The 25,542-nt window shown below is 51.6% G+C and carries 20 protein-coding genes; 6 read left to right on the top strand and 14 right to left on the bottom strand.

Features of this window, described 5'->3' with window-relative positions; genetic code table 11:
• Window positions 1–3 precede the first annotated feature (3 nt).
• The 3 genes from GWC94_RS08295 to GWC94_RS08285 form a co-directional block, all read right to left on the bottom strand.
• Window positions 4–3,603, bottom strand: coding sequence for a response regulator (locus GWC94_RS08295; RefSeq protein WP_161834582.1), 3,600 nt, complete (start codon window positions 3,601–3,603; stop codon window positions 4–6).
• The gene (locus GWC94_RS08290) at window positions 3,600–4,871 is read right to left on the bottom strand and encodes a sensor histidine kinase (protein WP_161834581.1); all 1,272 of its coding nucleotides are present in this window, start codon (window positions 4,869–4,871) and stop codon (window positions 3,600–3,602) included. Before GWC94_RS08290 ends, GWC94_RS08295 begins: the two co-directional genes overlap by 4 nt.
• 141 nt (window positions 4,872–5,012) lie before the next feature.
• On the bottom strand, window positions 5,013–6,260 hold the full coding sequence (locus GWC94_RS08285; RefSeq protein ID WP_161834580.1) for a sterol desaturase family protein: 1,248 nt from the start codon (window positions 6,258–6,260) through the stop codon (window positions 5,013–5,015).
• Between the two features lie 173 nt (window positions 6,261–6,433).
• On the opposite strand from GWC94_RS08285, the gene GWC94_RS08280 reads away from it, so the two are divergent.
• Window positions 6,434–7,687, top strand: coding sequence for an NAD(P)/FAD-dependent oxidoreductase (locus GWC94_RS08280; RefSeq protein ID WP_161834579.1), 1,254 nt, complete (start codon window positions 6,434–6,436; stop codon window positions 7,685–7,687).
• A 101-nt stretch (window positions 7,688–7,788) separates the two neighbouring features.
• The gene (bshC, locus tag GWC94_RS08275; protein WP_161834578.1) at window positions 7,789–9,384 is read left to right on the top strand and encodes a bacillithiol biosynthesis cysteine-adding enzyme BshC; all 1,596 of its coding nucleotides are present in this window, start codon (window positions 7,789–7,791) and stop codon (window positions 9,382–9,384) included.
• Between the two features lie 2 nt (window positions 9,385–9,386).
• Here bshC and purE read toward each other — a convergent pair whose 3' ends face one another.
• The 3 genes from purE to GWC94_RS08260 form a co-directional block, all read right to left on the bottom strand.
• Complete coding sequence (purE, locus tag GWC94_RS08270; protein ID WP_161834577.1) at window positions 9,387–9,905, bottom strand: 5-(carboxyamino)imidazole ribonucleotide mutase; 519 nt, start codon at window positions 9,903–9,905, stop codon at window positions 9,387–9,389.
• Between the two features lie 135 nt (window positions 9,906–10,040).
• On the bottom strand, window positions 10,041–11,441 hold the full coding sequence (locus tag GWC94_RS08265; RefSeq protein ID WP_161834576.1) for an alpha-L-fucosidase: 1,401 nt from the start codon (window positions 11,439–11,441) through the stop codon (window positions 10,041–10,043).
• Window positions 11,442–11,532: 91 nt separating this feature from the next.
• Window positions 11,533–12,261 (bottom strand): pyridoxine 5'-phosphate synthase, encoded by a 729-nt coding sequence (locus GWC94_RS08260; RefSeq protein ID WP_161834575.1) that lies wholly within the window; start codon window positions 12,259–12,261, stop codon window positions 11,533–11,535.
• A gap of 93 nt (window positions 12,262–12,354) precedes the next feature.
• Here GWC94_RS08260 and GWC94_RS08255 point away from each other — a divergent pair, with 93 nt between their 5' ends.
• Both GWC94_RS08255 and GWC94_RS08250 read left to right on the top strand, forming a co-directional pair.
• Window positions 12,355–14,193 carry a UbiD family decarboxylase gene (locus GWC94_RS08255; protein ID WP_161834574.1) on the top strand — a complete coding sequence of 613 codons (1,839 nt, stop codon included), beginning with the start codon at window positions 12,355–12,357 and terminating at the stop codon, window positions 14,191–14,193.
• A 68-nt stretch (window positions 14,194–14,261) separates the two neighbouring features.
• The gene (locus tag GWC94_RS08250; RefSeq protein WP_161834573.1) at window positions 14,262–15,026 is read left to right on the top strand and encodes a hypothetical protein; all 765 of its coding nucleotides are present in this window, start codon (window positions 14,262–14,264) and stop codon (window positions 15,024–15,026) included.
• A gap of 80 nt (window positions 15,027–15,106) precedes the next feature.
• Here the strand turns inward: GWC94_RS08250 and GWC94_RS08245 are convergent, their stop codons facing one another.
• Together GWC94_RS08245 and GWC94_RS08240 are read right to left on the bottom strand one after the other, a co-directional pair.
• A complete protein-coding gene (locus GWC94_RS08245) occupies window positions 15,107–16,912 on the bottom strand; it encodes a BamA/TamA family outer membrane protein (protein ID WP_161834572.1) in 1,806 nt (601 codons plus the stop codon).
• Between the two features lie 208 nt (window positions 16,913–17,120).
• Window positions 17,121–17,867, bottom strand: coding sequence for a DeoR/GlpR family DNA-binding transcription regulator (locus GWC94_RS08240; RefSeq protein ID WP_161834571.1), 747 nt, complete (start codon window positions 17,865–17,867; stop codon window positions 17,121–17,123).
• A 94-nt stretch (window positions 17,868–17,961) separates the two neighbouring features.
• On the opposite strand from GWC94_RS08240, the gene GWC94_RS08235 reads away from it, so the two are divergent.
• Window positions 17,962–19,158: an anhydro-N-acetylmuramic acid kinase gene (locus tag GWC94_RS08235; RefSeq protein WP_161834570.1), complete on the top strand. Its 1,197-nt coding sequence runs from the start codon at window positions 17,962–17,964 to the stop codon at window positions 19,156–19,158.
• 71 nt (window positions 19,159–19,229) lie between these two features.
• On the opposite strand, the gene GWC94_RS08230 is transcribed toward GWC94_RS08235, so the two are convergent.
• From GWC94_RS08230 to ahcY, 5 genes are all read right to left on the bottom strand, one after another.
• The gene (locus tag GWC94_RS08230; RefSeq protein WP_161834569.1) at window positions 19,230–19,670 is read right to left on the bottom strand and encodes a hypothetical protein; all 441 of its coding nucleotides are present in this window, start codon (window positions 19,668–19,670) and stop codon (window positions 19,230–19,232) included.
• A gap of 435 nt (window positions 19,671–20,105) precedes the next feature.
• Window positions 20,106–20,951: a polysaccharide deacetylase family protein gene (locus GWC94_RS08225; RefSeq protein ID WP_161834568.1), complete on the bottom strand. Its 846-nt coding sequence runs from the start codon at window positions 20,949–20,951 to the stop codon at window positions 20,106–20,108.
• Between the two features lie 167 nt (window positions 20,952–21,118).
• Entirely contained in the window at window positions 21,119–21,727 is a 609-nt protein-coding gene (locus tag GWC94_RS08220; protein ID WP_161834567.1) for a hypothetical protein, read from the bottom strand.
• Window positions 21,717–22,640 carry a hypothetical protein gene (locus GWC94_RS08215; protein WP_161834566.1) on the bottom strand — a complete coding sequence of 308 codons (924 nt, stop codon included), beginning with the start codon at window positions 22,638–22,640 and terminating at the stop codon, window positions 21,717–21,719. Before GWC94_RS08215 ends, GWC94_RS08220 begins: the two co-directional genes overlap by 11 nt.
• 276 nt (window positions 22,641–22,916) lie before the next feature.
• On the bottom strand, window positions 22,917–24,242 hold the full coding sequence (gene ahcY, locus GWC94_RS08210) for an adenosylhomocysteinase (protein WP_161834565.1): 1,326 nt from the start codon (window positions 24,240–24,242) through the stop codon (window positions 22,917–22,919).
• A gap of 117 nt (window positions 24,243–24,359) precedes the next feature.
• Between ahcY and GWC94_RS08205 the strand changes: the two genes are divergently transcribed.
• Window positions 24,360–24,860: an Lrp/AsnC family transcriptional regulator gene (locus tag GWC94_RS08205; protein WP_161834564.1), complete on the top strand. Its 501-nt coding sequence runs from the start codon at window positions 24,360–24,362 to the stop codon at window positions 24,858–24,860.
• A gap of 33 nt (window positions 24,861–24,893) precedes the next feature.
• Here GWC94_RS08205 and GWC94_RS08200 read toward each other — a convergent pair whose 3' ends face one another.
• Window positions 24,894–25,391, bottom strand: a complete 498-nt coding sequence (locus GWC94_RS08200; RefSeq protein ID WP_161834563.1) for a GNAT family N-acetyltransferase — start codon at window positions 25,389–25,391, stop codon at window positions 24,894–24,896.
• Between the last annotated feature and the right edge of the window lie 151 nt (window positions 25,392–25,542).

The raw sequence follows: 25,542 nt of genomic DNA, 5'->3' as shown, positions 1-25,542 counted from the left end.
GGTTTATTTTTGATCGTACAGCCATACCCGCAGCAGCGAGAGCAACTGGTCGATATCCACGGGTTTGGTGATATAATCCGAAGCGCCCGCCTCAATGCATTTTTCCCTGTCGCCAAGCATGGCTTTTGCGGTTACGGCAATAACGGGTATACGTTTATAATCCTGCATGTTTTTAATGGTTCGCGTGGTTTCGTATCCGTCCATTTCGGGCATCATCATATCCATCAGTATGATATCGGTTTTGGGTGTTTGCTGCAGTTTCAGCAGGGCTTCTTTGCCGTCTGTGGCCGAGATCACCTGCATGCCAAAGCTTTCCAGCGCCCGTGTAAGCGAATAGATATTGCGTACATCGTCATCGGCGATCAGAACGGTCTTGTCTTTTAAGACTTCGTTAAGCGCACCCAGTTTTTTGTACCGCGTGGCGTTATCCGTTTTCCGGTTTTCTTCCACCAGGTGAAGAAAAAGCGATACCTCGTCTCTGATGCGCTGGTAGGAATACGCGGTCTTGATGACCACCGAATCCGCGTACTGCCGGATGCGCATTTCTTCGGTCTTCGAGAGACTCTTGCCCGTGAAGATGATGATGGGCAGGTTCTCCAGTCCCGGTGTGCTTTTAACCTCCTCCAGGGTATCATATGCTTTCTGGTCCGGTATACCCATGTCGAGGATCACGCAGTTCACTTCTTTGCCTTTGAGCGTTTCGATGCTTTCCGAAACATTTTTCCGTATCTCCGTGTTCACGTTATTCGATTCCAGGAAATAGGCAAGGGCTTTGGCATGTTTGGCATTTTCCTCTACGATCAGCACCTTCTGCGGGTTGCCGCTGAGTACGTATTCGAGTTTCTCAAAAATATCCCGCATCTTTTCAAAAGCCACCGGTTTGTTGATGAAGTCAATCGCTCCCCGGGAAAGACTCTTGTATTTCATCTCGTAAGACGACATCATATGCACCGGTATGTGTTTTGTCAGCGAATCGGATTTCAGTTCATCCATCACTTCCAGCCCGTCTTTGACCGGCAACTGTATATCGAGCAGGATACCGCGGGGACTGAATTTTTTTGCGAGGTCAACGGCTTCGTCGCCCCTTACGCAAACAATGCCTTTGTAGCCCTGCTGCCTGGTAAATTCCAGCAGTGACTTTGCAAAATTCGTATCGTCTTCCACGATCAGTATGGTTTTATCGGCAGGCTGTATCCGGTAACGGTCATCGGGCACTTCCATCGGTATTTCGGTGCTGATGTATTTGGGCTCCCGTTCCTTTTCCGCCTCCGGGGGCTGTTCTTCCTCCGCCAGGCCGGCGGTCCCGCCTGTTATGCCCGATGTGGTGATGGCGGCGCCGGGTTCCATGGGCAAAATAAATGTGAAGCGGCTTCCTTGGCCCGGTTCGCTCTGGAGCGTGATCTCACCGCCAAGCAGTTTGGCCAGTTCGCGGCTGATGGAAAGTCCCAGCCCGGTGCCGCCGTATTTTCTTCTGGTGGACCCGTCTTCCTGCTGGAATGCCTCGAAAACAAGGTGTTGTTTTTCGCGGGCAATGCCGATACCGGTATCTTCCACGGTAAAGCCAAGCAGGGCGGGGTTGTTCTCATACAGATCCAATTCCATCCGCACCTGTCCCTCCGAGGTAAATTTGATGGCGTTGGATACCAGGTTCTTCAACACCTGTTCCACACGCATACGGTCTGTGCTGAAGACCGCCGGTACGCGTGCCTGGGTCTCGATCAGGAACCCGATCTTTTTGTCGGCCGCAACCGGCGCAAACAACGCGCTGATCCCGTTTACCAGGTCCTGCACCTGCACCGGTTCTATATGCAGGTCCATTTTACCCGATTCGATTTTGGAAAGATCCAGTATTTCGTTGATCAGCGCCAGCAGTCCCTGTCCTGAATTCTGTATCACTTTTGCATACTCGGTCTGTTCTTCCGAAAGATTCTGCGTGGGGTTCTCCGACATCAGCCGCGATAACAGCAGGATGGAGTTCAGGGGTGTGCGCAGCTCGTGCGACATATTGGCAAGGAACTCCGATTTATACCTCGTGCTCAGCGCAAGCTGCTCGGCCTTGGCATGTATCTCCTGGTTGCGCTCCATGATCACCTGGTTTCTTTCTTCGAGCATGCGCGAACGTTCTTCGAGTTCCTGGTTGGCCTGCAGCAGTTCTTCCTGCTGCACTTTCAGTTCTTCTTCCGATGCCTGCAGCTTTTGCGCCTGTACTTCCAGTTCTTCGTTGATGTTTTCCATCTCGCGGTGCTGCGCCTGCAGTTCTTCGGCCTGCGATTGCGTTTGCTCGAACAGGTTCTGCAAACGCGTCCTGTTTTCGGCAGTGTTCACCGCAATGCCTATGGGGTTGGCTACGCTCTCCAGGAAAAGCAGGTCGTTATCCGAATACTGGTTCAGCGTTGCCAGTTCCAGCACGCCCATCACATTCCCTTCGTGAAATACAGGTACCGCCAGGATGTTTTTTGGGTTGGCTTTACCGGTGGCATAGCTGATCAGTATGTCTGAATCGGTTACCTGTTTCAGCAGCATGCTTTTACCGGTTTTGGCAACCTGTCCTGCAATGCCTTCGCCGATGGCAATGGTACGGTTGCTTTCGCTGGCGGCAAAGGCAAACCCGCCGGCGTATACCAGCCCACTGGTTTCTTTCAGGTATAAGACAGCCACCTGACTGTTGGTATAGCGTGCGGCAAACGCGGTTGTTTTGACGGCAAGACTGCTCAGATCGGTTTCCCCGATCATTTCCGTATTCAATCCCGCCACACCTGTCTGCAGCCATTCTTTATCCGACAGCAGGTTGAAGGAGTAGTCCAGTGATTCCGCCATTTTGTTAACGGATATCGACAGACTGCCCAGCCCGTCTTCTCCCGAGTCCTTTGTTCTGATACTGTAATCACCCGCAGCGATCTTTTCGGCGATATCCTGGATAAGGGTGATCCGGCGCGAGACCTCCTCTTCTTTTTTCTGCAGGGCTTTTTGCAGCACGCTCCGTTGGTTGAAGTCGCTGGTGATGCGGATAAAGAAAATAACGGTGATGATGATCGACATGGTGGCTGCCAGGATGATCAACAGCGGCGTATTGATGGCCAGCTTATTGAGTTCGCCGATCCGGTCTGTCAGCAGCGAAGACTCGCTGTCGGTCATTTTTTTTACGATGGCACGTGTCTCATCCATGTACCGCTTTCCTTTATCCAGGTTTGATTTGTCGATAGGCATTCCCTGCCGTTTGTAATCGATCAGTATGGCCAGTTGCTGCAGTCGCTGTCGTATGGTTTCAGACAGTGCTTCGGCATTTCTTTGCTGCGCGGGGTTATCGGCTGTTAGTAACCGGATGTTTTCCACCTCGGCCAACGCCTTATCGTACGCGCCTTTGTAAGGTTCCAGGAAACTTTCGTCACCGGTAAGCAGAAAGCCGCGCTGGCCGGTTTCCGCGTCTTTCAGGATCGATAAAGTGTTTTCGGTGGCATGGATTACCTGCGTGGTATGCTGTACCAGGTCAGCAGTTTTGAGCAGGTTGCGTATGCTGATGAAAGAAGCTGTTGAACTCAGGATCAGCAGCAGCAGCGAAACACCGAAGGCCACCAGCAGGTTTCTTTGGAATGTTGATTTCATAAAACGTTTGTTTCGGCAGTGACAGGCGGCTCCCGCAGCGGGAGTATGATGGTAAAGGCAGACCCCTTATCCGGTACGCCGTGTGCATTGATCAGCCCGCCATGGTTGTCAACGATCTTTTTTACAATAGCCAGGCCAATGCCGGTGCCTTCGTATTTTTCGAGCGGGTGCAGCCGCTGGAAAATGGTAAATATTTTATCGAGGTATTTTTCGTTAAAGCCGATGCCGTTATCGCGTATCGTAATGCGACAGTAGTCCGCGTCTTTTTCATCCGTCACCACAGGCGCGTCAAACGATTTTTCCGCCAGCAGCGCCGATTCGATACAGATCACCGGCGGTATACCCGGTTTGGAGAATTTGATGGCGTTGCTGAGTATGTTCTGGAACAACTGCTGCATCTGCGTGCTCACCGATCTTACCCTTGGCAGCGTTTCTGCCCGTATGGTGGCGCCTTTTTCCTGTATCAGCAGGTCGAGGTCGGTGAGCACATCGCCGAGAACCAGGTTCAGGTCAAGCTCTCTGAAATCGGGCTGAAAAGAAAGTTTCGAGTACTCGAGGATGTCGTTGATCAGCGTGGTCATACGGCCCGATGCGGAAATGATCTTATGCAGGTAGCCAACGGCATCAGGGTTGTCTTTCAGGTAACGCTGTTTGATCAGGTCGCTGAATATCTGGATCTTTCGCAGCGGCTCCTTCAGATCGTGCGATGATACATAGGCGAACTGCTGCAGTTCCGAATTTTTTTTCTCCAGTTGCTCGTTGCTGCGCCGCAGTTCTTCGGTACGCTCCTGCACTTTTTGCTCGAGCAGGGCATTGAGTTCACTGAGGTCCTTCTCTGCATGTATACGCGTATCTATTTCCCGGCGCAGCTGCTGTTGAATATCCTTCAGTTCTTTTTTCTGTTCATAGAGCCGATAAAAGGTCTTTACCTTGAGCAGCAGGATATCGGGATCGAGGGGTTTGGTAACATAATCGATACCGCCCGAGGCATAACCTTTTGTGACAAAACGTTTATCCAGACTGACCGCTGTAAGAAAAATGATCGGTGTGTCTTTTGCCTTGCTGTAACCGGCTATGGCTTCGGCAACTTCAAAGCCGTCCATATCGGGCATCTGCACATCAAGGATGATCAGTGCATAGGTGGTATTCAATATTTTTTTCAACGCCTCTTCACCCGATGCCGCCGTATCGACCCTGAACTGGTGCAGCTCAAGAAAGCGCTTCAGGGAAAGAATATTTTCCCGCAGGTCATCGACGATCAATATCATTTTTGAAAAATAGTTATTATTCGCAAGCCGTAAACATTCATACCGATGTAATTGGCTGGCACGATTTTTTAGTTCGGCATGCGCCGGAAAAAAACGGTTCCGGGACAGATATGGCCGATGAATGACAGTGGCGGAAAGCTATCAGGCCGATGTTACCGACCGTTGTTTTTTCAGGAAGAATACGGTGATCGCGGGCGATGCAATAAAATACGCGGTCAGCAGGTAACCGGCCCAGTCGGGTAAGCCGTACCAGCCGCCGTTATAATACAGGATAGAAAGACCGTACAGCATTTTGGCGGTTTCCCATCCCCATGCATTGATGTTGGCATCCATCAGTTCTGTCATGGCATACACGAACAGGAAGATAAAAGCGCCATAGACAAATATTCCCGGGTTTCCCACGGCAGCAATATTGCCAAACAGGTAGCTTACAAAAAGCAGCAGCAATACCATCTGTATCCAGATCCATGTGGTAAAAGCCGGGGTTGTTTTTGTTTCGTATTTTTCAAAAGCATACACGTCTTCGATCTTGTATAACGGATATCGCTCCGGCATATCCGCGGGCCGCCAGCCCGTTGGCATCAGCCAGATGCGGAGTTTGTCTCTCGTGTTTTTGGTACGCCAGGCATCCTGAACCAGCAACCACAGGTGCATAAAGTTGATCTTGATCGGGTTCCAGGTGCGTACGGGCCGGGTAATATCGTATATGGGTGTAACGCCCGGCAGTTCTTCCTGGAAAGAGCCGAACCATTTGTCCCAGAAAATAAATATCTGTCCGTAGTTTTTATCGAGGTATTCCTTGTTGATGGCATGGTGTACCCGGTGATGGGAGGGGGTAACGATGATCTTTTCCAGAAATCCCATTTTGCCGATATGCTGTGTATGGTACCAGAACTGTGCAAACAGGTGCAGGGGCGCCACTACGGCGATCACCTGCGCAGGAACACCCAGCAGTGCAGCGGGCAGCAGGAAAATCGTGAACATGCGAACGAATATCGACACGTTCTGCCTGAGCGCACAGGCCAGGTTAAAATCCTCGCTGCTGTGATGAATGATATGCGAGTTCCAGAAGAAATTGTACTCGTGGTCGATACGATGGGTGAGGTACCCTGCCAGGTCCAGTGCCACAAACGCGATAAGATAGGTACAGAAACCCGCGGGCACATGAATAACCGCCACATGCCGCAGCAGCCACTGGTAACTGATGATGGCAATACTCAGTCCCAGTACATCCTTGGTGGTATTGGTGATGCCCGAGGCAAGACTGGATACCATATCGATATGGCGCACGGTATCCCTGCCTTTGCGCCATCCGTACCATTTCTCCAGTAACACCAGCGCCAGGAAAAACGGCATCGCTATCAACAGTATCTTCCCGTATGTTTCCATATTGCAAGCAGTCTGTACAAATGTAATCGATTGCCCGAACCTGCAAAAGCGAAATGCCCCACCCGAAAACGCCCCCTCTTCCGCCCCCTGCCCTCCGTTCCCTGTTCCTCTGCTCTTTGCTCCTCTGTTCCCCATTCCTTGTTCCTCTCTTCCCAATCCCCTAAGTTTACAGCATGAAAGTGATCGTTATCGGCGGCGGCATCATTGGTTTGAGTGCTGCCTGGTATTTGCGTGAAAGCGGGCATGAGGTTACAGTGATCGATAAAACGGATATGCGCAACAACTGCTCTTATGGTAATGCAGGGTATGTTTGTCCCAGCCATTTTATCCCGCTTGCCACGCCCGGCATTGTCAAACAGGGATTCAAATGGATGATGAACCCGCAGAGCCCGTTTTATGTGCAGCCGAGATTCAGCAGGAGCCTGATCGACTGGGGACTTAAGTTCATGCGTTCCGCAACGCCGGAGCATGTGGAGCGATCGGCGGTGCCGTTGCGTGATATCGCGATACTGAGCCAGCAGTTGTACGAGGACTGGAAAAACCTTCCCGGGTTCGGGTTTGCCTATGAACACAAGGGGCTGCTGGAATTGTTCCAGACTGCTGCCGCAGCAGAGCATGCGCAGCATACGGTTGCCAAAGCCCACGCGCTGGGATTGCTCGACACGCAGCTGCTGGACCAGGCTGCGGTGCAGCGGATGGAACCGCAGACAAAGGTCAACGCGATCGGCGCGGTGTACTTTAAGTGCGACGCGCATCTCTATCCCAATAAACTGATGCAGCAACTGATTGCCGGTCTGGAAAGCAGGGGTGTACGGCTGGTGACCGGCCAGGAGGTAACAGGTTTCGAACACAGCGCCGGTAAGATCCGCAGACTGAAAACCGGAAGCGCTGTTTACGAAGCCGATGCCGTAGTGGTAGCATCCGGTTCGTGGACCCGTGAACTGGCGGCTGAGATGGATATACGCATACCGCTGATACCCGGCCGCGGGTATTCGCTTACGCTGGAAGATGCACCTTATCGGATCAACCATCCCGCCGTGCTGGTAGAAGGCAGGGTGGCGCTGACGCCGATGGATGGCAACAAGATCCGTTTTGGCGGCACCATGGAGATCACCTCCACCAAAACACCGCCGCGTATGAACCGTGTGGCGGGAATACTCAGGGCGGTGGAAAGATTCTATCCCGAATTCAGGATACCAATGCCTTCCATCGACAAAGTATGGTACGGGTACCGGCCCTGCTCGGCAGACGGATTGCCGTATATCGGCCGCACCAAACGATGGAACAATGTGGTCATGGCTACCGGTCATGCCATGCTGGGACTGAGTCTTGGCCCTGCCACCGGCAAACTTGTCAGTGAGGTGCTGAATGAACAGACACTCAGTATGGATATCGCACCGTTCGATCCGGGTCGTTTTGACCGATAAGACATTCGGGCACCGGGTTTGCTGTAATCAACTGCCCGCCGTTACTGTTAAAAAGTAGGAACGGGAACAGCAGTCGGGTGTAAATCGTATTTTTATTCCTTATGACGGATCAGCCAGCTAACTATCTACCTTATCATAGCACCGGGTATTTTTCGAAGATCGTAACCGACTATCTTTCTTACGCTGCACCCCTGCAAGGCTTTTACCTGCATACACCCGATATCAGTGGTATCAAAGATGCCGTGGCGGCACGCAGGGCATTCGATACGCCCAGGCAGTTGCTGGTTGATTCATTGACGCAGCAATATGCGGGAATGGCTGCCGGTGAAAAAGTAACCGCCAATATACAGTCGCTCGCCCACCAGCATACCTTCACCGTTACCACCGCCCACCAGCCCAATATTTTTACGGGGCCGCTTTATTTTATTTACAAGGTACTCCATGTGATCAGGCTTGCGGATGAGCTGAATGAGCAGCTGCCCGGACATCATTTTGTTCCTGTGTATTATATGGGCAGCGAAGATGCAGACCTTGATGAACTCGGCTACCTGAATATTGGCGGTAGAAAACTGGTATGGCAAACCAGCCAGAAAGGCGCCGTGGGCCGCATGAAAGTGGACAAGGCCCTGACCGGACTGATCAGGGAAATATACGGGCAAACGGGCGTGCTGCCCTATGGCAATGAACTGAACGAATTGTTTGTTCGATGTTATACCGAGGGAAAAACCATCCAGCAGGCCACGCTGGAACTGGTGAACGCCTTGTTTGGTGCTTACGGACTGGTGGTGCTGGTACCGGATAATGCCGGTTTGAAAAAAGCCTTTAGCCCGGTGGTAAAAAAAGAACTGACCGAAGGTTTTTCGCATAAAACGGTAAGCGAAACGATAGCGCGTCTTCCGAAAGAATACAAGGTTCAGGCCGGTGGGCGGGAGATCAATTTGTTTTACCTGCTGAACGACAAGCGTGAACGGATAGAGCGCATCAACGGAAAATACGAGGTAAAAACGCTGGGTCTTTCCTTCACCGAAGCAGAAATACTGCAGGAACTGGAATCGTATCCCGACAGGTTCAGCGCCAATGTGATCCTGCGCGGCGCTTTCCAGGAAACGGTGTTGCCGAATGTGGCATTTGTGGGAGGCGGGGGAGAACTGGCTTACTGGCTCGAACTGAAAGACGTGTTTTCCGGGGCAAAGATCCCTTACCCGGTCCTGATGCTGCGAAACTCGTTCCTGCTGATGACAAAAGAGCAGTCGGAGAAGATCGGTAAACTGGGATTTTCCCTGACCGATATGTTCCGCGACGAACAGTTCCTCCTGAACAAACTGGTTAAAAAAGAAACCCGGCACCAGTTAAGTCTTGCCGAAGAAATAAACCAGGCGCACACTTTCTATGCGCAGCTGAAAAAGATCGCCGAGGCGGTTGATAAAAGCCTGGTGGAGCATGTGGCTTCCCTGGAAACAAAAGCGGTGAAAAAAATAACCGGTCTGGAAAAAAAACTGCTGCGTGCGGAAAAACAAATGTTCGATTCGGAGCAGCAACAGATAGCGAAGCTGAAAACAGCACTGTTCCCGAACAACAGTCTGCAGGAGCGGATCGATAATTTTTCGCTGTATTATGCCAGGGAGGGAAGGGCCTGGTTGCAGAAGATCTACGATCATTCCGGCGGTTTCAACAAAGGCTTTGGCGTGATCGGATAAACTTATTCGTCAAAACCGTTGGGCCATTCGCTTTTGAGTTTGCCCGCTTTGCCGCTTACTTCATGTCCCATTTCCTGTTTGTAATGTGCAATCGACGCCGAAATATTTTCGTCGTGTGCAGCCAGTATCTGTGCGGCAAGTATACCCGCGTTCTTGGCTGCATTCAGGGCAACCGTGGCCACCGGTACGCCATTGGGCATCTGCAGGATCGACAGAACCGAATCCCAGCCATCTATCGAGTTCGAAGATTTGATGGGAACACCGATCACCGGCAGGGTGGTGATAGACGCCACCATGCCCGGCAGGTGCGCCGCGCCGCCCGCACCCGCAATGATCACTTTCAGTCCCCTTTCTTTTGCGGTACTTGCATAATCCACCATACGCAGCGGCGTGCGGTGTGCCGATACAACGGTCAGTTCAAAGGGAATACCGAAATAAGCCAGCATATCGGCTGCGGCTTTCATCACCGGCAGATCGCTGTCGCTGCCCATGATGATGCCTACGGTAGGAGTGGTTGTCATGCTGCAAGTTAAGGAATTGCACGGTTATGGATTGGCGGATTCGCGCATTATGGATTGGCGGATTCCTTTTTTTTCCGGCGTTGAGAAGCGTTTTTCCGTGCCACAAAAATAAAATAATCCGCCAATCCACTAATCCTACATACCGAAATGATACGCCGAAATCCCCCTGATCACCGGTGCGGCTTTGGCACCGGTAAAGGTTACGCGCAGCTGTTTTGTTTCGGTCTCGGGAAACACCGCGATTTTTTTGCGGCCGATGGTGGTGCCCTCGAATACTTTCCGGAAGACGCCGTTTGCTTCGGCCTCGATCGTAAAGCTGATCACCCGCTGCCCAAGGCTGATCATTTCTTCCAGCGCCACTGCATTGATCTTTTGCCTGGCGGGCAGCGTAAATGACAGCCCGGCATTGCTTTCCGCCTCGGCGGCCCAGTAGGTATTGTTGCGATGATCGGTAATATGTTTCAGGTTGCTTTTGTTCCTGTCGGTGGTATGTACCGCAGCGCCGCTGAGCAGGTCTTTGGCAAAAGCCTGTTCCCTCAGTTTCCGGAAGTTTACCAGCGCCGCAGAATCCGCTGCATGAAACCTGCCTGATCTGTCGGGCGGCACATTCAGGAGCAGGTTGCCGCCATTGCCCACCGAATGCAGGTACAGGTTGAACAGGGCTTCCGCCGATTTTACCTTGCTGTCTTCCGATGCATGATAGAACCATCCCGGTCTGATCGATACATCTGCTTCTGCGGGTATCCAGTTCTTTCCGTATACATTGCCCCTGTTCAACGTATCGGTCGGGGGTGCGCCATGACCGCGCTGAAAACCGGCGGTGTCAAGCAGGTTCCAGTTGGTGTTGCCGATAAAACCCCGTTCGTTGCCGCACCAGCGTATATGCGGACCGATATCGCTGAATATAACCAGCTGCGGCTGCCATTTGAGCGCTGAATCCTGGAAGCGGCGGAAATCGTATACCTGTTTCTTTCCGTTGGGGCCTTCGCCGTTGGCGCCGTCCCACCACAATTCAAAATACTTTCCGTACTGGGTCAGCAGTTCTTTCATGGTGGCAATGTACACATCGTTGTAGGCCGGGGTTCCGTAGTCAGGGTGGTTCCTGTCCCAGGGAGAGATGTATATACCCATTTCCAGTCCGGCTTTTTTACAGGCTTCGGACAGTGCTTTTACCACATCGCCTTTCCCGTTCATCCATTTGCTTTCCCTTACGGTATGCGTGCTGTGTTTGCTTGGCCACAGACAAAACCCATCATGGTGTTTGGCCGTGAGGATGATGCCTTTTGCACCCGCCTGCCTGGCGATCCTTACCCATTGGGCGCAATCCAGACCGGAGGGATTGAATGCAGAGGGATCTTCCTTGCCATCGCCCCATTCCTTTTCGGTAAATGTATTCGGGCCAAAATGAACAAAAAGATAAAATTCCTTCTCATGCCATTGTAACTGCTGTTTGGTGGGTAGAGGCCCCAGGGGTTTCACTTGTGCAAACGAACATACCCAGACAAAAGAGAAAACGATAACCAGGATATTTTTCATAAAAACAAGATAACAACGATTGGTGAATTCTGGTTTTGCGGATCCGGGATGGGGGGAGTTGTCGCCGTAAAAAAACGGGATCCGCGATCTGTCAGTCCGCATCCCGCAACTGCCGTTTGTACAGCTGCACCGTATTCTCGTATCCCAGATAGATCGCATCGGAGACCAGTGCATGCCCGATGCTCACTTCGTCGAGATAGGGGATACGCTGTTTGAAGAATCGCAGGTTATGCAGGTCAAGATCGTGCCCGGCGTTGAGGCCCAGCTTCAGTTCTTTTGCGCGTGCGGCAGCGGCTGTATAAGGCGCCACCGCTTCTTCGTGTTTGCCGCTGGCGTAGACAAGCGCGTAGTGCTCGGTGTACAGTTCTATCCTGTCGGTGCCCGTTTCCAGAGCGCCGTTAACCATGGTCATCACGGGATCCACAAAGATCGACACGCGTATACCGGCTTTTTTGAACACCGAAACGATCTCATACAGGTAGTCTTTGTGGAGCAGCGTATCCCAGCCATGGTTGCTGGTGATCTGCCCGAGTGCATCGGGCACCAGGGTTACCTGGTCGGGTTTGGTTTCGAGTACCAGGTCAACAAATTTCTGTTCGGTGGGATTGCCTTCGATATTGAATTCGGTGGTGATGATTTTTTTGATCTGTCTTACATCTTCGTAGCGGATATGTCTTTCGTCCGGTCTCGGGTGCACGGTAACGCCATCGGCACCAAAACGCTGCGCATCCGCCGCCGCCTTTACTACATCCGGATTATTACCGCCCCTGCTGTTCCGCAAAGTGGCAAATTTGTTGATGTTCACACTGAGCTTTGTCATGCTGTAAAGGTAGCTGGTTTGGGCAGATTGATGAAGGGTTGTGCATACGTTTGACCGCAGTACAACTATAGCCGCTCCTGATTATCTTTGCGTATGCCTTATTCATCGCTTGAGCAATGTTTGGCCGATCTGGAGAAGAATGGCCAGCTTGTCCGTATCAAAGAGGAAGTGGATCCTTATCTCGAAATGGCGGCTATTCATTTGCGGGTGTATGAGGCAAAAGGCCCTGCCTTGTTGTTTGAGCGCGTAAAAGGCTCAGGGTTCAGGGCGGCTTCCAATATTTTCGGAACGATTGAGAGAAGCAGGTTTATCTTCAGGGATACCCTGCCTGCCGTGCAGCAACTGATCGCTCTGAAGAACGATCCCCTGCAGGCATTGAAACATCCTGTCCGTAATCTCCGCGCCGGACTGGCGGGCATCAGGGCTTTTCCGCTGAAGAACCCGGTATCGCAACCGGTGCTGCACGAAGAAGTGCGGATCAGCGACCTGCCATTGGTTCATCACTGGCCAAACGATGGCGGCGCATTTGTTACGCTGCCGCAGGTATACACCGAAGACATGGATGAGCCGGGCATCATGAAATCAAACCTGGGTATGTACCGTGTGCAGCTTACGGGCAATGCGTATGTGCGCGACAGGGAAATAGGATTGCATTACCAGCTACACCGTGGCATAGGTGTTCACCAGACCAAGGCCAATGCAAAAGGACTGCCGCTGAAAGTAAGCTGTTTTGTTGGCGGGCCGCCCTCCCATTCCGTATCAGCGGTCATGCCATTACCCGAGGGTATCAGCGAACTGCGGTTTGCCGGCGTGCTTGGCAACAGGCGTTTCCGCTATACTTACCGCGACGGTTTCTGCATCAGCACCGATGCCGATTTTGTGATCACCGGAGAGGTATTTCCGAATGATAACAAACCCGAGGGACCGTTTGGTGATCACCTGGGTTATTACAGTCTTACCCATCCTTTCCCCGTAATGCGGGTGCACAAAGTATACGCAAAGAAAAATGCCATCTGGCCTTTTACCGTGGTGGGCAGGCCGCCGCAGGAAGACACCAGCTTCGGAGAACTGATACACGAAATAACCGGCGACGCCATTGGCGAAGAAATTCCCGGGTTGAAAGAAGTGCATGCGGTGGATGCCGCGGGTGTGCACCCGCTGTTGCTGGCCGTGGGCAGCGAACGGTATACACCCTATGCGCCAACGCGGCAGCCGGCAGAACTGCTGACCATTGCCAACCATATTCTGGGAACAGGACAGCTTAGTCTTGCCAAATTCCTGTTTATTACCGCTGATGATAAGCGCCGTTTATCAACCCGGCCTGTGCAGGGTTTCCTGGAGTATGTGCTCGAAAGAATCGATTTCTCACGCGATATTCATTTTCATGCAAAAACCACCATCGATACACTCGATTATTCCGGAACGGGATTGAATACGGGCAGCAAAGTGGTGTTTGCAGCATACGGCGAAGTCAAACGAACACTCGCGACGGAGGTCCCGGGTTGCTGTAAGGAGTTGCCCGGACTGGTTAACCCGCAACTGGCCATGCCGGGCGTACTCTGTCTGCAGGGCGATAAATTTGTTTCTTACGACACCAGCCAGCGGGAAATGGAACGCCTGAACGGCGGGTTGCTGTCAAAGACAGCGGAGCTGGCGGGTATTGCCCTGATCGTTGTTTGTGACGACAGCGGGTTTACGGCGAAGCAGCTGTCAAATTTCCTCTGGGTAACCTTCACACGCTGCAATCCTTCACACGATATCTATGGAATAGCATCCTTTACCGAATACAAACACTGGGGATGCAGGGGACCGCTGGTGATCGACGCACGTATCAAACCGCATCATGCGCCCGTGCTCGAAAAAGATCCTGCGGTGGAAAAGCGTATCGACCGGTTGTTCGCCAAAGGCGGCAGTCTTTCCGGTATCGGGTAAGGGCATAGTTTTTTTGCGGCAGGGATGCCGCAGGTTGCGGCCACGGCTTCATCTTCACAAACCGCCTTATGCGCGAATGGTTACAGGAACTGAAAAAAAGAAATGCGCTGCTGTTCGGTTTCGGATGGCTGTGTATGATTGGCTGTATGGGCTGTTGCCTGATGCTGCTGGCCGGCAATGCTCCCGGCGCATGGATACGACCGGCCAGGTTCCTGGCAGAGACCACGGTTTTTGTCTGGACCATCGGTTGGCTGATGGACTACCTGCACCGGAAGCAAAGCATACAATGGTTCAGCTGGGTGCTTGGGGTCATACTTCTTTTTGAAGACGGCTACACGATTGTATTTGCCCTGCACGAAGAACTGACGCATACTGTTATTGACCAGCAGTTGAACGAACTGCTGATGACCATAATGGCACTCGGTGTTGCGGTCATCTCTTTGTATATTGCGTATTTTATGTGGCTGTTCTTTGTGCTGCCCTTACCGCATATCAGGCGGCATTATCTATGGGGCATACGCCTGGGTTTGCTGGGTTTTGTGCTGTTTTCCATATCGGGAAACCTGATGACGGCGCTGCCCGGCTGGAACATAGGCTCGCCCGACGGGCGTTCGGGTCTTCCGTTTGTTAACTGGAAACAGCAAAGCAGTGAACTGCGGCTTGCCCATTTTTTAGGCATGCATGCTTTGCAGGTATTGCCCCTGGTGGGTTGTTATATTGCCAGGAGGAGTATCCTTACCATTCTTTTTTCGGTCCTGTATTTCCTGGCAGTGATCGCCATATTCACACAGGCGCTGCTGCACCAGCCATTGATAGAATTGTATTTTGGATAAGGTTGGTTTGTCCGCATAGACAGCAGACAGGCAGCAGAGGCTGACTGCAGTGCCGTTGTGACCGGTTGTACCGGTAACCATCAGTTCAGTACCGGGAAATCGGGTCTCCGGATCAGCTGTGTCTCGTACCGGTAACGCAGTTCGCTGTTGAAGGTGATGTTCCAGGGACTGATACCGCCGGTGGTGCGGGGGTAATAATATAGTTTCATTTCCATCGTGCCAAAAACCAGGTTCTCGTTGCGCGTGCGTACGCCGCCGCCGATGGCTGTATAGATATCGCCGGTAGTAAAATACCTGCCGATGGATTTCAGGTAGGTAACATTGGCGAAGCCAAACGGCGCAAAGCTGAATCCCAGTAATTTCCAGGTATTGTAGAACACCGATTCACCGTTCAGTGTAATGCGGGTGCTTGCCCGCAGGTTGGGGTCGTTGAGTCTTGGTATACCAAAATCACTTGCAATACGCAGCACTTCGTTCTGCATGGTATTGGCCAGCTGCGTAATGCTTCCGCTCAGAAAATGCCGCATATACCAGTGGCCGCTGCCCAGTTTGCGCAGCTTGGTGATAAAATCCAGGCCCGTCAGGAAACTCAGGTCTTCAAAACGATCGCCGTTAAAATAGCCGCCCAGGCTCAGTCGGTAATTAATGTAATCCTGCCTGCGCGAAAAATAACTCCTTCGGTATTCAAACCCGCCGTATGCCCTGGAAATATTGTCGCGTTTGCTCCAGCCGCCTGTAACGCTGATATTGAAACCCTCGGGCAGATCCTCATTACGGCCAAAGCCATACAGGAAATTTGTATGGTAGAAATCCTGTTCAAAAATATTGAACGATGCCAGCAGGCTGCTCAGGTTGGAATACCCGATGTTATACGTGCCTTTGTAGGCATCCGGCAGATCGTCGAATACCCGGTGAATGGCACGCACCGCTACCAGCTTGCGGTACCTTGAGCGCAGGTTGTCTTTGAGATTCCTTCTTGCGCCGATATTATGACCGATCCATCCGTCGAACAGGCGGTAATTGTATTTGAACGCGGCATTGTATAAAGAGTCTTCGCGGTACCCGTTAAAAGTGGTATGCCGGGCCAGTTCGAAAGCGCCGGTCCAGGAATGGTACGGGCTCACCAGGGGCAGTTCTCCCCGCAGGTACAGCGCTTTCTCTTCGCGCCGGCCGCTGTTGTAGGTGGCAGCCTGGTTCTGGTAACCTACGGACAGGTTGATAAAACTGCCGTTGATATTCCTTTTCAGGAATTCCACGCCAAAGCCGTAATGGGGAGCACGATCGCCGTCTACCAGCTGTTCCAGTTGCAGCCGGTTGCCGGTACCTACCAGGTTATCGTCGTTGGCTTCAAAAGACACACTGTTTCCGGTGGCCGACTGCATGCTGCCGCCAACCGGGAATACATCCTTGCAGACGACGATCAGGTCTACGGCGGCACTGTCGCTGGCGATCTCTTTCACCAGTATCCGCGCATCCTGAATATAGCTGAGCTGTCGCAGGTAGCGTTCGTTATCGGCCACAAGCGCGGGATAGAGCGTATCGCCTTCCGTCATAAAAAGATTGTTCCGAACGATCTTTTGCCGGGTACTGGTATGCAGGGCATCGCCGATACGGCTGAAAATATTCCTGACCACTTTTACCGTGTCGTTCACATTTTTTTCGAAGCCGATCTTCTGGATAAAAATATACCGGATGCGTTTTCCCCTGAACGGCGCAAATGCATCCTCGTTCTTTTTGGCGCTGTCCTGTACGGGAAGATCGGGGTTGTTGACGGACAGACTCTTGCCGATCCTGCCGAGCAATCCTTTTTTATGTGCCAGGAAAAAAACGGTATCCGCGGGAGCCGGATCCTGGGCGCAGGTTTCCATACCAAATGCACCTGCCATGAAGCAAACAAGAAGTATGGTTTTGATATTTCGCAGCAAAAAAGGGATCATTTCCGCACGCACCGGTTTTCTGTGCTGAAGATAATTAATCGGTATCGAATACGGGTTTAATTAACAGTAACTTATGCTGCAATAACTATTCCACTAAAAAAAGACCCTGCCTGGAAAAGCGGGGTCTGATACTATCAATGTTACTATTCCAACTCTTTTACAGAATAGGAAGACCCGCTTCCCGGAAGGGGTGGAGCTGCGGGGCGTCCTGTTCAAGCTCGGTGATCAGCACATCGATCTCGCTGATACCGCAGACGCGTACACGCTGGGTGGTATTCAGTTTCTCGGAGATCGACATCACCGCGGTCTGCGAAGCCGATTCGATCATGGCTTTTTTCACCTGCACAATATCCCAGTCGTTATCGGTAACACCATGCTGTATATCGATCGCATTGATGCCTAAAAAACAAAGATCCGCCTTGATGTGTCTGATCCGGTTGATCGCTTCACCGCCCACCGCTATCTGCGATTTTTTGGCGATCTTATCCCCGATAAAAATCAGCTCGATATTCGGATGCTGCGAATACTCATAGGCCGCCGGTATGCTGCCGGTAAAAAATGTGGCTTTCAGGTCTTCCGGCAACAGCCTCGCCATTTCAATGATCGTAGTGCCCCCGCCCGTGATCACAAACATGCCGTCCTTGATCATCGACACCGCTTTTTCGGCGATCCGCTTTTTATTGTCTACATTGTACACATCGGAACGGAGGTAAAAACTGTTGAACGATTTGGATAAAGCGCCTCCATGTACCTTGATCAGTTTTCCGTCATCGGCCAGCTCGTTCAGGTCGCGGCGGATCGTGTCTTCCGATACATTGATCGCATGACTCAGGTCGGCCGACAAAACACTGTTGTGCAGACTCACCTGGTGGAGGATATAAGCCTGCCGTTCTTTCTTAAGCATGTAAGCATTGTTGAAGAACAATTTGCGGATTTTTTTTTAAAAAGCTGCAAATTCTGGCAGATATTTATTTAAAAGTCATCAAAAAGCCGCAGAAATGAAGCAATCGATTGAGCAATTATGCCGCATTGCGGGCAAGGAAAACAGGCGGATACTGGGATTGATGAGCGGCACTTCGCTTGACGGACTGGACCTGGCCCTTTGCCGTTTTACCGGCAGCGGCACGGGCATGCACCTGCAGTTGGAAGCATTTTCGACCATTCCTTACGGGGATGCGTTCCGCGCCGAGATCAGGGAAGTGTTTGCCAAAAAACAGGTAGACCTGGAGAAGCTTTGCCTGTTAAACGCATGGGTTGCCAGGCAGCACGCGGTCATGATCAACACGTGCCTGGCTGAGTGGAACAGAAAAGCGTCAGATATAGACCTGCTGGCCAGTCATGGCCAAACCATTTACCATGCGCCGCTGCATCAGCATGGCCTGCAGCAGTTCGGTAACGCTACTTTACAGATCGGCGATGGCGACCACCTGGCCGTTGCCGCCGGCATCATTACGGTCAGCGATTTCCGGCAGAAACATATAGCGGCAGGAGGGGAAGGAGCACCGCTGGCAGTATACGGCGACTGGCTCGCATTCAGCAAACAAAACGAAAACCGCATCCTGCTCAATATGGGTGGCATTGCCAATTTCACCTGGCTGCCCGGCGACCTGGATGCGGGAAAAGTATTCAGCACCGATACCGGGCCCGGTAATACCCTGCTCGATGCTTATACGAGAAAATATTACCAGCTGCCCTATGATGCAGACGCGGCCATGGCATCCCGGGGAAAGGTAAACACCGATTTGCTGGCGGCTTTATGCGAGCATGCATTTTTCCGCCAGCCGTTTCCAAAAACCACCGGTCCCGAGCTGTTCAACCTGGATTACCTCGAAAAAGCGCTGCAGCAAACCGGTACCGGCAATGCCGTCGCGGATGATGTCATGGCCACGCTTACGGCCTTTACCGCAAATACGATCATAGCTGCCGTTCAGCAAACCATACCGCAGGGCATGTCCTGTGTGCTGTATGCAAGTGGCGGTGGCATTCACAATCCCCTGCTGATGCAATACCTGCGCAGCGGACTGAGCCCGCACCGCATAGATACCACCGCGGGTTTGAGCGTTCCTCCCGATGCCAAGGAAGCAGTACTGTTCGCCATCCTCGCCAACGAAACGGTCGCCGGCAGCGGTTTCCCGGCAACGGGCAACCGTTCCATACCGGCGGTTAGCATGGGTAAGATCAGTTTTCCGGTGTAACCTGTTTCGCTGGTACAAAAAGTCCCGCCTTACAGGGGCGGGACAGATGTATGGGAAGAAGAAATTGTCGGTTAACGGGTAGCGAAATATTTCAGTCTGCCGTTTTTGCTGATCTCGTATACAACCGTGTCTTTTTTGTTCTGGAAAGAAACAAAATAAGAAGTGTTGCTGGCGCGATCGGTGAATTCGATGCAATCTGTAAGACGGTACTCGGGGAAAGTGTATTTGGTGGTGATGGTTTCGATGGCAGACTGCGGCAGTTTGTCGAAATCCATACCCCTGATGGTGCCAATCAGTTCGCCGTCGGTATCATAATAAGCGTCTACTTTCTGTGCGCCCACGGTAAAACTGGCCTGGTCGTATTTTTCAGCGGTTGTCCAGGTTACGTTCTGCGCATTTTTAAAAGCAGAAGAAAAATGATCACTGATTCTGGCGCTTTTTGTGTTGGGTCCGGCAAAAGCACTTGTTCCGGCTGCAATGGCTGTTAAAGCCAGTAAGAAAAACTTTTTCATGTTGTTAAGGTTACTGTTTTTAAAGAATGTATTTGTGTTGTTTTGTTTCACATTGACAAGTCAAAAGTAGAAACGGACAATTAGTAGACGAAGCGTATTGTGATTAGTTACAACCCTGCGGCGGGGGTATGTATGAATGGTGTTAACGGTAATGTTAACGTATGTTAATGATGACCTGTAATCCAATACCAGTAAGGGTTTGGGCAGGTTGGTTAAGAAAATCCTAAAGGCCTTTTTTGTGTGATAAAGGATATGCCGCAACAACCCGGTTCTGGATGAACGGTAGGGGCGCAGGTGAACAGGGGTTCATTTCAAACGGGAGTGTCCCTCCTTCGGTCATCGGTTTTCTTTGTCGGACATTTTCACCATGATCCGATAATAAAAAAGCCTGTCCGGATCAGGGACAGGCTTTTTTATTATCGGATGCGAAGGGATTTACTTCCGTCCCTGCACCATCGGGTAATGGTCGATGGTTTCAAATACGTTGCGCGGATCCTGTTTGAGCACCGATATAAAACGGCGCAATGAATCGGCGTACTGTGGTTTTTCAAATAACCGGTCGTGCGAAAGGATCACGATCGCATTCTGTTCCATGGTATTGCCGTCGTCGAATTTCTGGTTCAGTTTCTGGATCATCTCCGTTACGCTTTCCTGGGGGTATTTGCCACGCTCATGCCATTCCAGGTCCCAGCCGATGATCTTGTATCCCAGCGAGTCCAGCGCTTTCACCAGCAGGTTGCTGGCTTTCTGGCCCTGTATCTGTCCGTTTGCCGCCCAGGTATTGTTTCCCGGGAGACGGATGATTTTCACAGGCACTTTCAGCAGGGCCTCGTTCTTCAGGAAATCGTTCAGCGCACTGTCGCGCATGGCGGGCGAATAGAACTTTCCATACTGGTTCCGGAAACCATGCGAGAAACTGTGGTTGGCCAGCAGGAACTCGGGGTAGGCGCTGCGGAGGGAGTCTATAATCCTTTTTTTCAAGGGTCCCACCTGGTTAAACCCCACCGAGAAGAAAGTGGCTTTTACACCCGCTTCATGGAAAATGCCTTTACAGATGGTGGTGCCGGGTGGCTGCGGTGAATCGTCCCAGGTAAGGAAAATATATCTTTTGGAACTGTCGTATTTAATGGGCGTGCCGATGGCACCGGGTGCGGCGGCCGCTGCTTTTGCCGAATCCGCAGCCGCTGCTTTTTTCTCTTCCCCGCTGTTACAGGAGGCGAGCGCTGCAACAGCGAGCGCGGCGATACCGCTACGTTTGATCAGGTTCATTGCATTCATCATGGATGGAATTTTGTAAAACAAAGATAATCTCCCTGCAATTTTTATACCGGGGCTACTTATCCTCAATTGTTGATATGATGGCAGTGCCTGCGCATGCCCCGAATTGTTACCGGCCAAAGGGTACGGACCCTCTGACCGCCGGTGTTTTACCGTATGCTGCACCACAGCTACCGGAATTTACCGGAAATGGTATAGCATACTTTGTCGTTGATACGCCGGAAAGTTTCGCCGTTGATGCGTCGTACCCTTCGCAAACGCTGTCCCTGCAGCAGCTGGCCGTCGGCGTCATAATACTGCGGCTGCGAGTAGAAAGTAAGTATATAGTATTTCTCCGTGGTGAATGGCAGGTGTATCGCCACGTTGCGGAACGACATATACACCAGCGTGTTTTTCTGGTTATTGGCGTAATAGTCCAGCCTGTTGATCCAGATGCATTTGATCGATTTCATTTTGCCGATCATGTCCATAATACCCGCCACCGGCGCGCCGTATTTCTGCAGGGTATCGCGCAGTCTTGGCTCCTGGATGCCGAATGCATAGATGTATTTGATGGAATCGGTCATGATCTCTATCGAAATATTGCTGAAGCTCCTGTCGGTAAATTCAACCGAAAAAGGCCGTATCGCATACAGCGCCCGGTAGGCGTTTTCTATCTGTGTAATGGTTACCTGGTTCTCGGTATAATAATGCGTGGAGATCAGCTTTCTGGAGCAGGAGCAGAGTGCGATAATACCCATTGCCAGCCATACCATATATGCCCGCTTGCTACCTTGCATCTGCTTTCTTTTTGGTGATATGCGATACGCCGAATATGATCTTCTTCAGAAACGAAGGCGATAATATCTGCAGGCTTTTGCCGCCGTAATCCCAGTATGTGATGGCGATATCATCCCCCACTTCCTCCACATTCAGCAAAATGATAAAATGGGTGGGAACGCCCAGGCGGATGGTTGCATGGCTTTTTTTATAGAGACTGAGGTTGTTCACGAACAGCGCCACATTGCCTGTTGCCAGTCTGTCTGACAGATACTCATACACATCCCTGATACCCGGTTTGAACAGATCGGATCCCACGGCATCTACCCGGTAATTGAACAGCAAACGGATCATCCGGTTGAATTTGGCGAAGTTCACCGCGGCCCAGAGTTTGTTCTCATCGCCCATATCGAAATGCCTGTCAAAAAAATTGAGATAGCCCTTGAAATGATCCGCGAGCAGCAGAAACCAGAGCTGGTCTGCCGGACGAACATCCAGTTCGCCTTTAAAGCTCAGCCTGCCCGCTGCCTGCAAGATTTCAGCGGAGGGAATAAAATGCACAGGCCCATAATTGCCTTTTCCCTGTGTGTACACCTGTACCAGGAACCTGACAAAATGCAGCGGGTCATCGTGCAGCGGCAGGTAGGAGAGCGCCGAGTAAGCACAGAAATTGGTGCTGATGCCTTCATAGATCTCCAGCGGCGATTCTATGTTCCTGCGCAGGTTGCGCATAAAAGCCGCGGGTGCCACATTGGGCCAGTACTTACTCTGTGCGGGAATACCCGTTTTATCGAGAAAAGCCAGCGCCTGTTCCTTGCTGGAAAGAGGCGTGGTGTCTGACGGGTAACCGGCTGCAAAACCCAGGCAAAACGAAAAGCACCCGATGGCGATCAAACACAAACTGATATGTACCTGCCTGAACCGATTCAGCAATGAGCGATTTTTAAGTGAATATAAAAAATCTATACCGAATAGGGGGGATTGGGGATTAGTGGATTGCGGATTGGCCGCTGTTGGTTGCTGACAGGCTCGTCGTCGCGGTTGGTCGCTGACCAACAGCCCAAAGGTATACGGTCGAATCTTCCGAACACCTGTGGTCATGTGCCCAACGGCAAATAATCCGCCAATCCGTAATCCACTAATCCATAATGCCCCAAAAAAAAGCCGTCCCAATCGAGACGGCTTCTATCATCATAGATCACTCACGGATTAATAACGGTACAGGTCGGATTTGAACGGTCCGTTTTTCGGTATGCCGAGGTATTCAGCCTGGGCATCGCTCAGTTCATCCAGTACCACACCGATCTTGGCGAGGTGCAGGCGGGCCACTTTCTCGTCGAGGTGTTTGGGCAGAACGTATACTTTGTTCTCGTAGTTCTTGTGGTTGCTCCAGAGTTCGATCTGGGCAAGCGTCTGGTTAGAGAACGAGTTGCTCATCACAAAGCTGGGGTGACCGGTTGCACAACCCAGGTTCACCAGGCGGCCTTCGGCCAGCAGGATCAGGTCTTTGCCATCAATGGTGTACAGGTCAACCTGCGGCTTAATGGTATTCTTGGTATTGCCATAGTTGTCGTTCAGCCAGGCAACATCGATCTCGATATCGAAGTGACCGATATTACAAACGATCGCTTTGTCTTTCATGGCGCGGAAATGTTTTTCCGTGATCAGGTCGCGGCAACCGGAAGCGGTAACAACAATATCGGCTTCCTTCACGGCTTCGGCCATCGGCTTCACTTCAAAACCGTCCATAGCGGCCTGCAGTGCGCAGATAGGATCGATCTCGGTAACGATCACGCGGCAGCCCGCACCACGCAGGGAGCCCGCCGAGCCTTTACCCACATCGCCATAACCACCAACCACGGCAACTTTACCGGCCATCATCACATCGGTGGCGCGGCGGATGGCGTCCACCAGCGATTCCTGGCAGCCGTATTTGTTATCGAATTTGGATTTGGTAACGGAATCGTTCACATTGATCGCAGGGATGGGCAGCGTGCCTTTTGCCATACGCTCATACAGACGGTGAACACCGGTAGTGGTTTCTTCAGACAGACCCTTGATGTTCCGGATCAGCTCGGGATATTTGTCGAATACAATATTGGTCAGGTCGCCGCCATCATCCAGGATCATGTTCAGCGGACGGTCGGCAGCGCCAAAGAACAGCGTCTGCTCAATACACCAGTCGGCTTCTTCGATGGTCTGACCTTTCCAGGCAAATACACCGATACCGGCAGCGGCAATGGCAGCAGCGGCATGGTCCTGCGTGGAAAAGATATTACAGGAACTCCATTTTACCTCGGCACCCAGTGCCACCAGCGTTTCGATCAGCACAGCGGTCTGGATGGTCATATGCAGACAGCCCGCAACACGCGCACCTTTCAGCGGCTGGTTTGGACCGTATTCTGCACGGATAGACATCAGACCCGGCATCTCGGCTTCGGCAAGACGGATCTCTTTGCGGCCCCAATCGGCAAGACCAATATCAGCCACTTTGTATTTGAGACTGAAATCGATGGATGTTGACAGTGTTGACATGTAGTAGATTTTATGGTGCAAATGTAGGTTGATAGGATAAAACGCCAGTAATTGTTTTATTTTTTGGAATAAAATGGTATTTTTCTGTTGTTTATCAGGATAAATATCATTTTAATCATGGCAAAACAGGTTAAAAAAGAAGAAACCGCGGCTGCCAGCCTGGTGTTGGACGACAAAGATCTGGCCATTCTGCGGATCCTGCAACGGAACGCCCGTTCTACGGTCAAGGAAATCGCCGAAAAAGTGCACCTGAGCACCACGCCAGTGCACGAGCGGATCAAGCGGATGGAGGAAGATGGCGTGATCACGCAGTACGCCACGCTGCTGAACCATGCCCGCGTACGGAAAGGGCTGATGGTGATCTGTTATGTGTCGTTAAGACAGCACGATAAAAAAGAAGGTACCAAGTTTATTCACAGCATCCTGGGCATGAACGAAGTGATCGAATGCTACAATATCTCCGGTGAATTTGATTTCATGCTCAAAGTGGTGGTGGAAAGCATGGATGCGTTCTACGATTTCCATGTCAATAAACTCAGCCAGGCAGAGAACATAGGCCATGTGCAGAGCGTGTTTGTGATGGGGATCATCAAACAGACGCATGTGCTGGTGCATTGAGCGGGTGCCTGGTTTGTGGCAGCGTTGTACGCGTTATAATTGCTTTCCCATGATGTAGTCGTTCATATAAAACCCTTCACCCACAGCAAGGTCTATTTCTTCCAGCACCGTGAAACCCTGTTTTTCGTAAAAGCCTTTTGCGGGGTTATCGCGGTTTACCTGCAGGATGAGCTGCACGCCGTTGCCGGCCCTCGCAAACGCGGTGCAATGCTCCAGCAGTGCTTTGCCCGCACCCGACCGCTGGATATCCGGAAGGATATAGAGTTTGTTGAGTTTGAACACCCGGTTGCCCTCATCCGATACCGAGGCAAATCCAAGGACGGTGCCCGCAGCTTCAGCTATGTAGAATTGGTGACCTTTTGCCAGCTGCTGCCGCAGCGAATCGGTGCTGTACATCATATCGAGCATATATGTCAGCTGCGCGGGCGATAATAACGCACCATAGGCGGAAGGCCATATTTTATTTGCCAGTTGCTGTATCAGCAAAATATCCTTTTCCGATGCGTCGCGTATGGTTAATAAGGGTTGCATGCGGCGGCAAAATACGGATTTGTGGGGATGGATTAGCGGATTGTGGATTGGTGGATTAAGGAAGGGGCAGGGGGCGTAGCGCCTTTTGCAGTGTGAAGTTGGGAGGAATGGAAAGGGAAAGGGAGTATTTTTTTACCGCGGAGGCGCAGAG

This window comes from Sediminibacterium soli (assembly GCF_009939225.1).
Lineage (GTDB): Bacteria > Bacteroidota > Bacteroidia > Chitinophagales > Chitinophagaceae > Sediminibacterium > Sediminibacterium soli.
The sequence above is the reverse complement of the archived record's forward strand: the minus strand, read 5'-3'. Positions and strand labels throughout refer to the sequence as shown.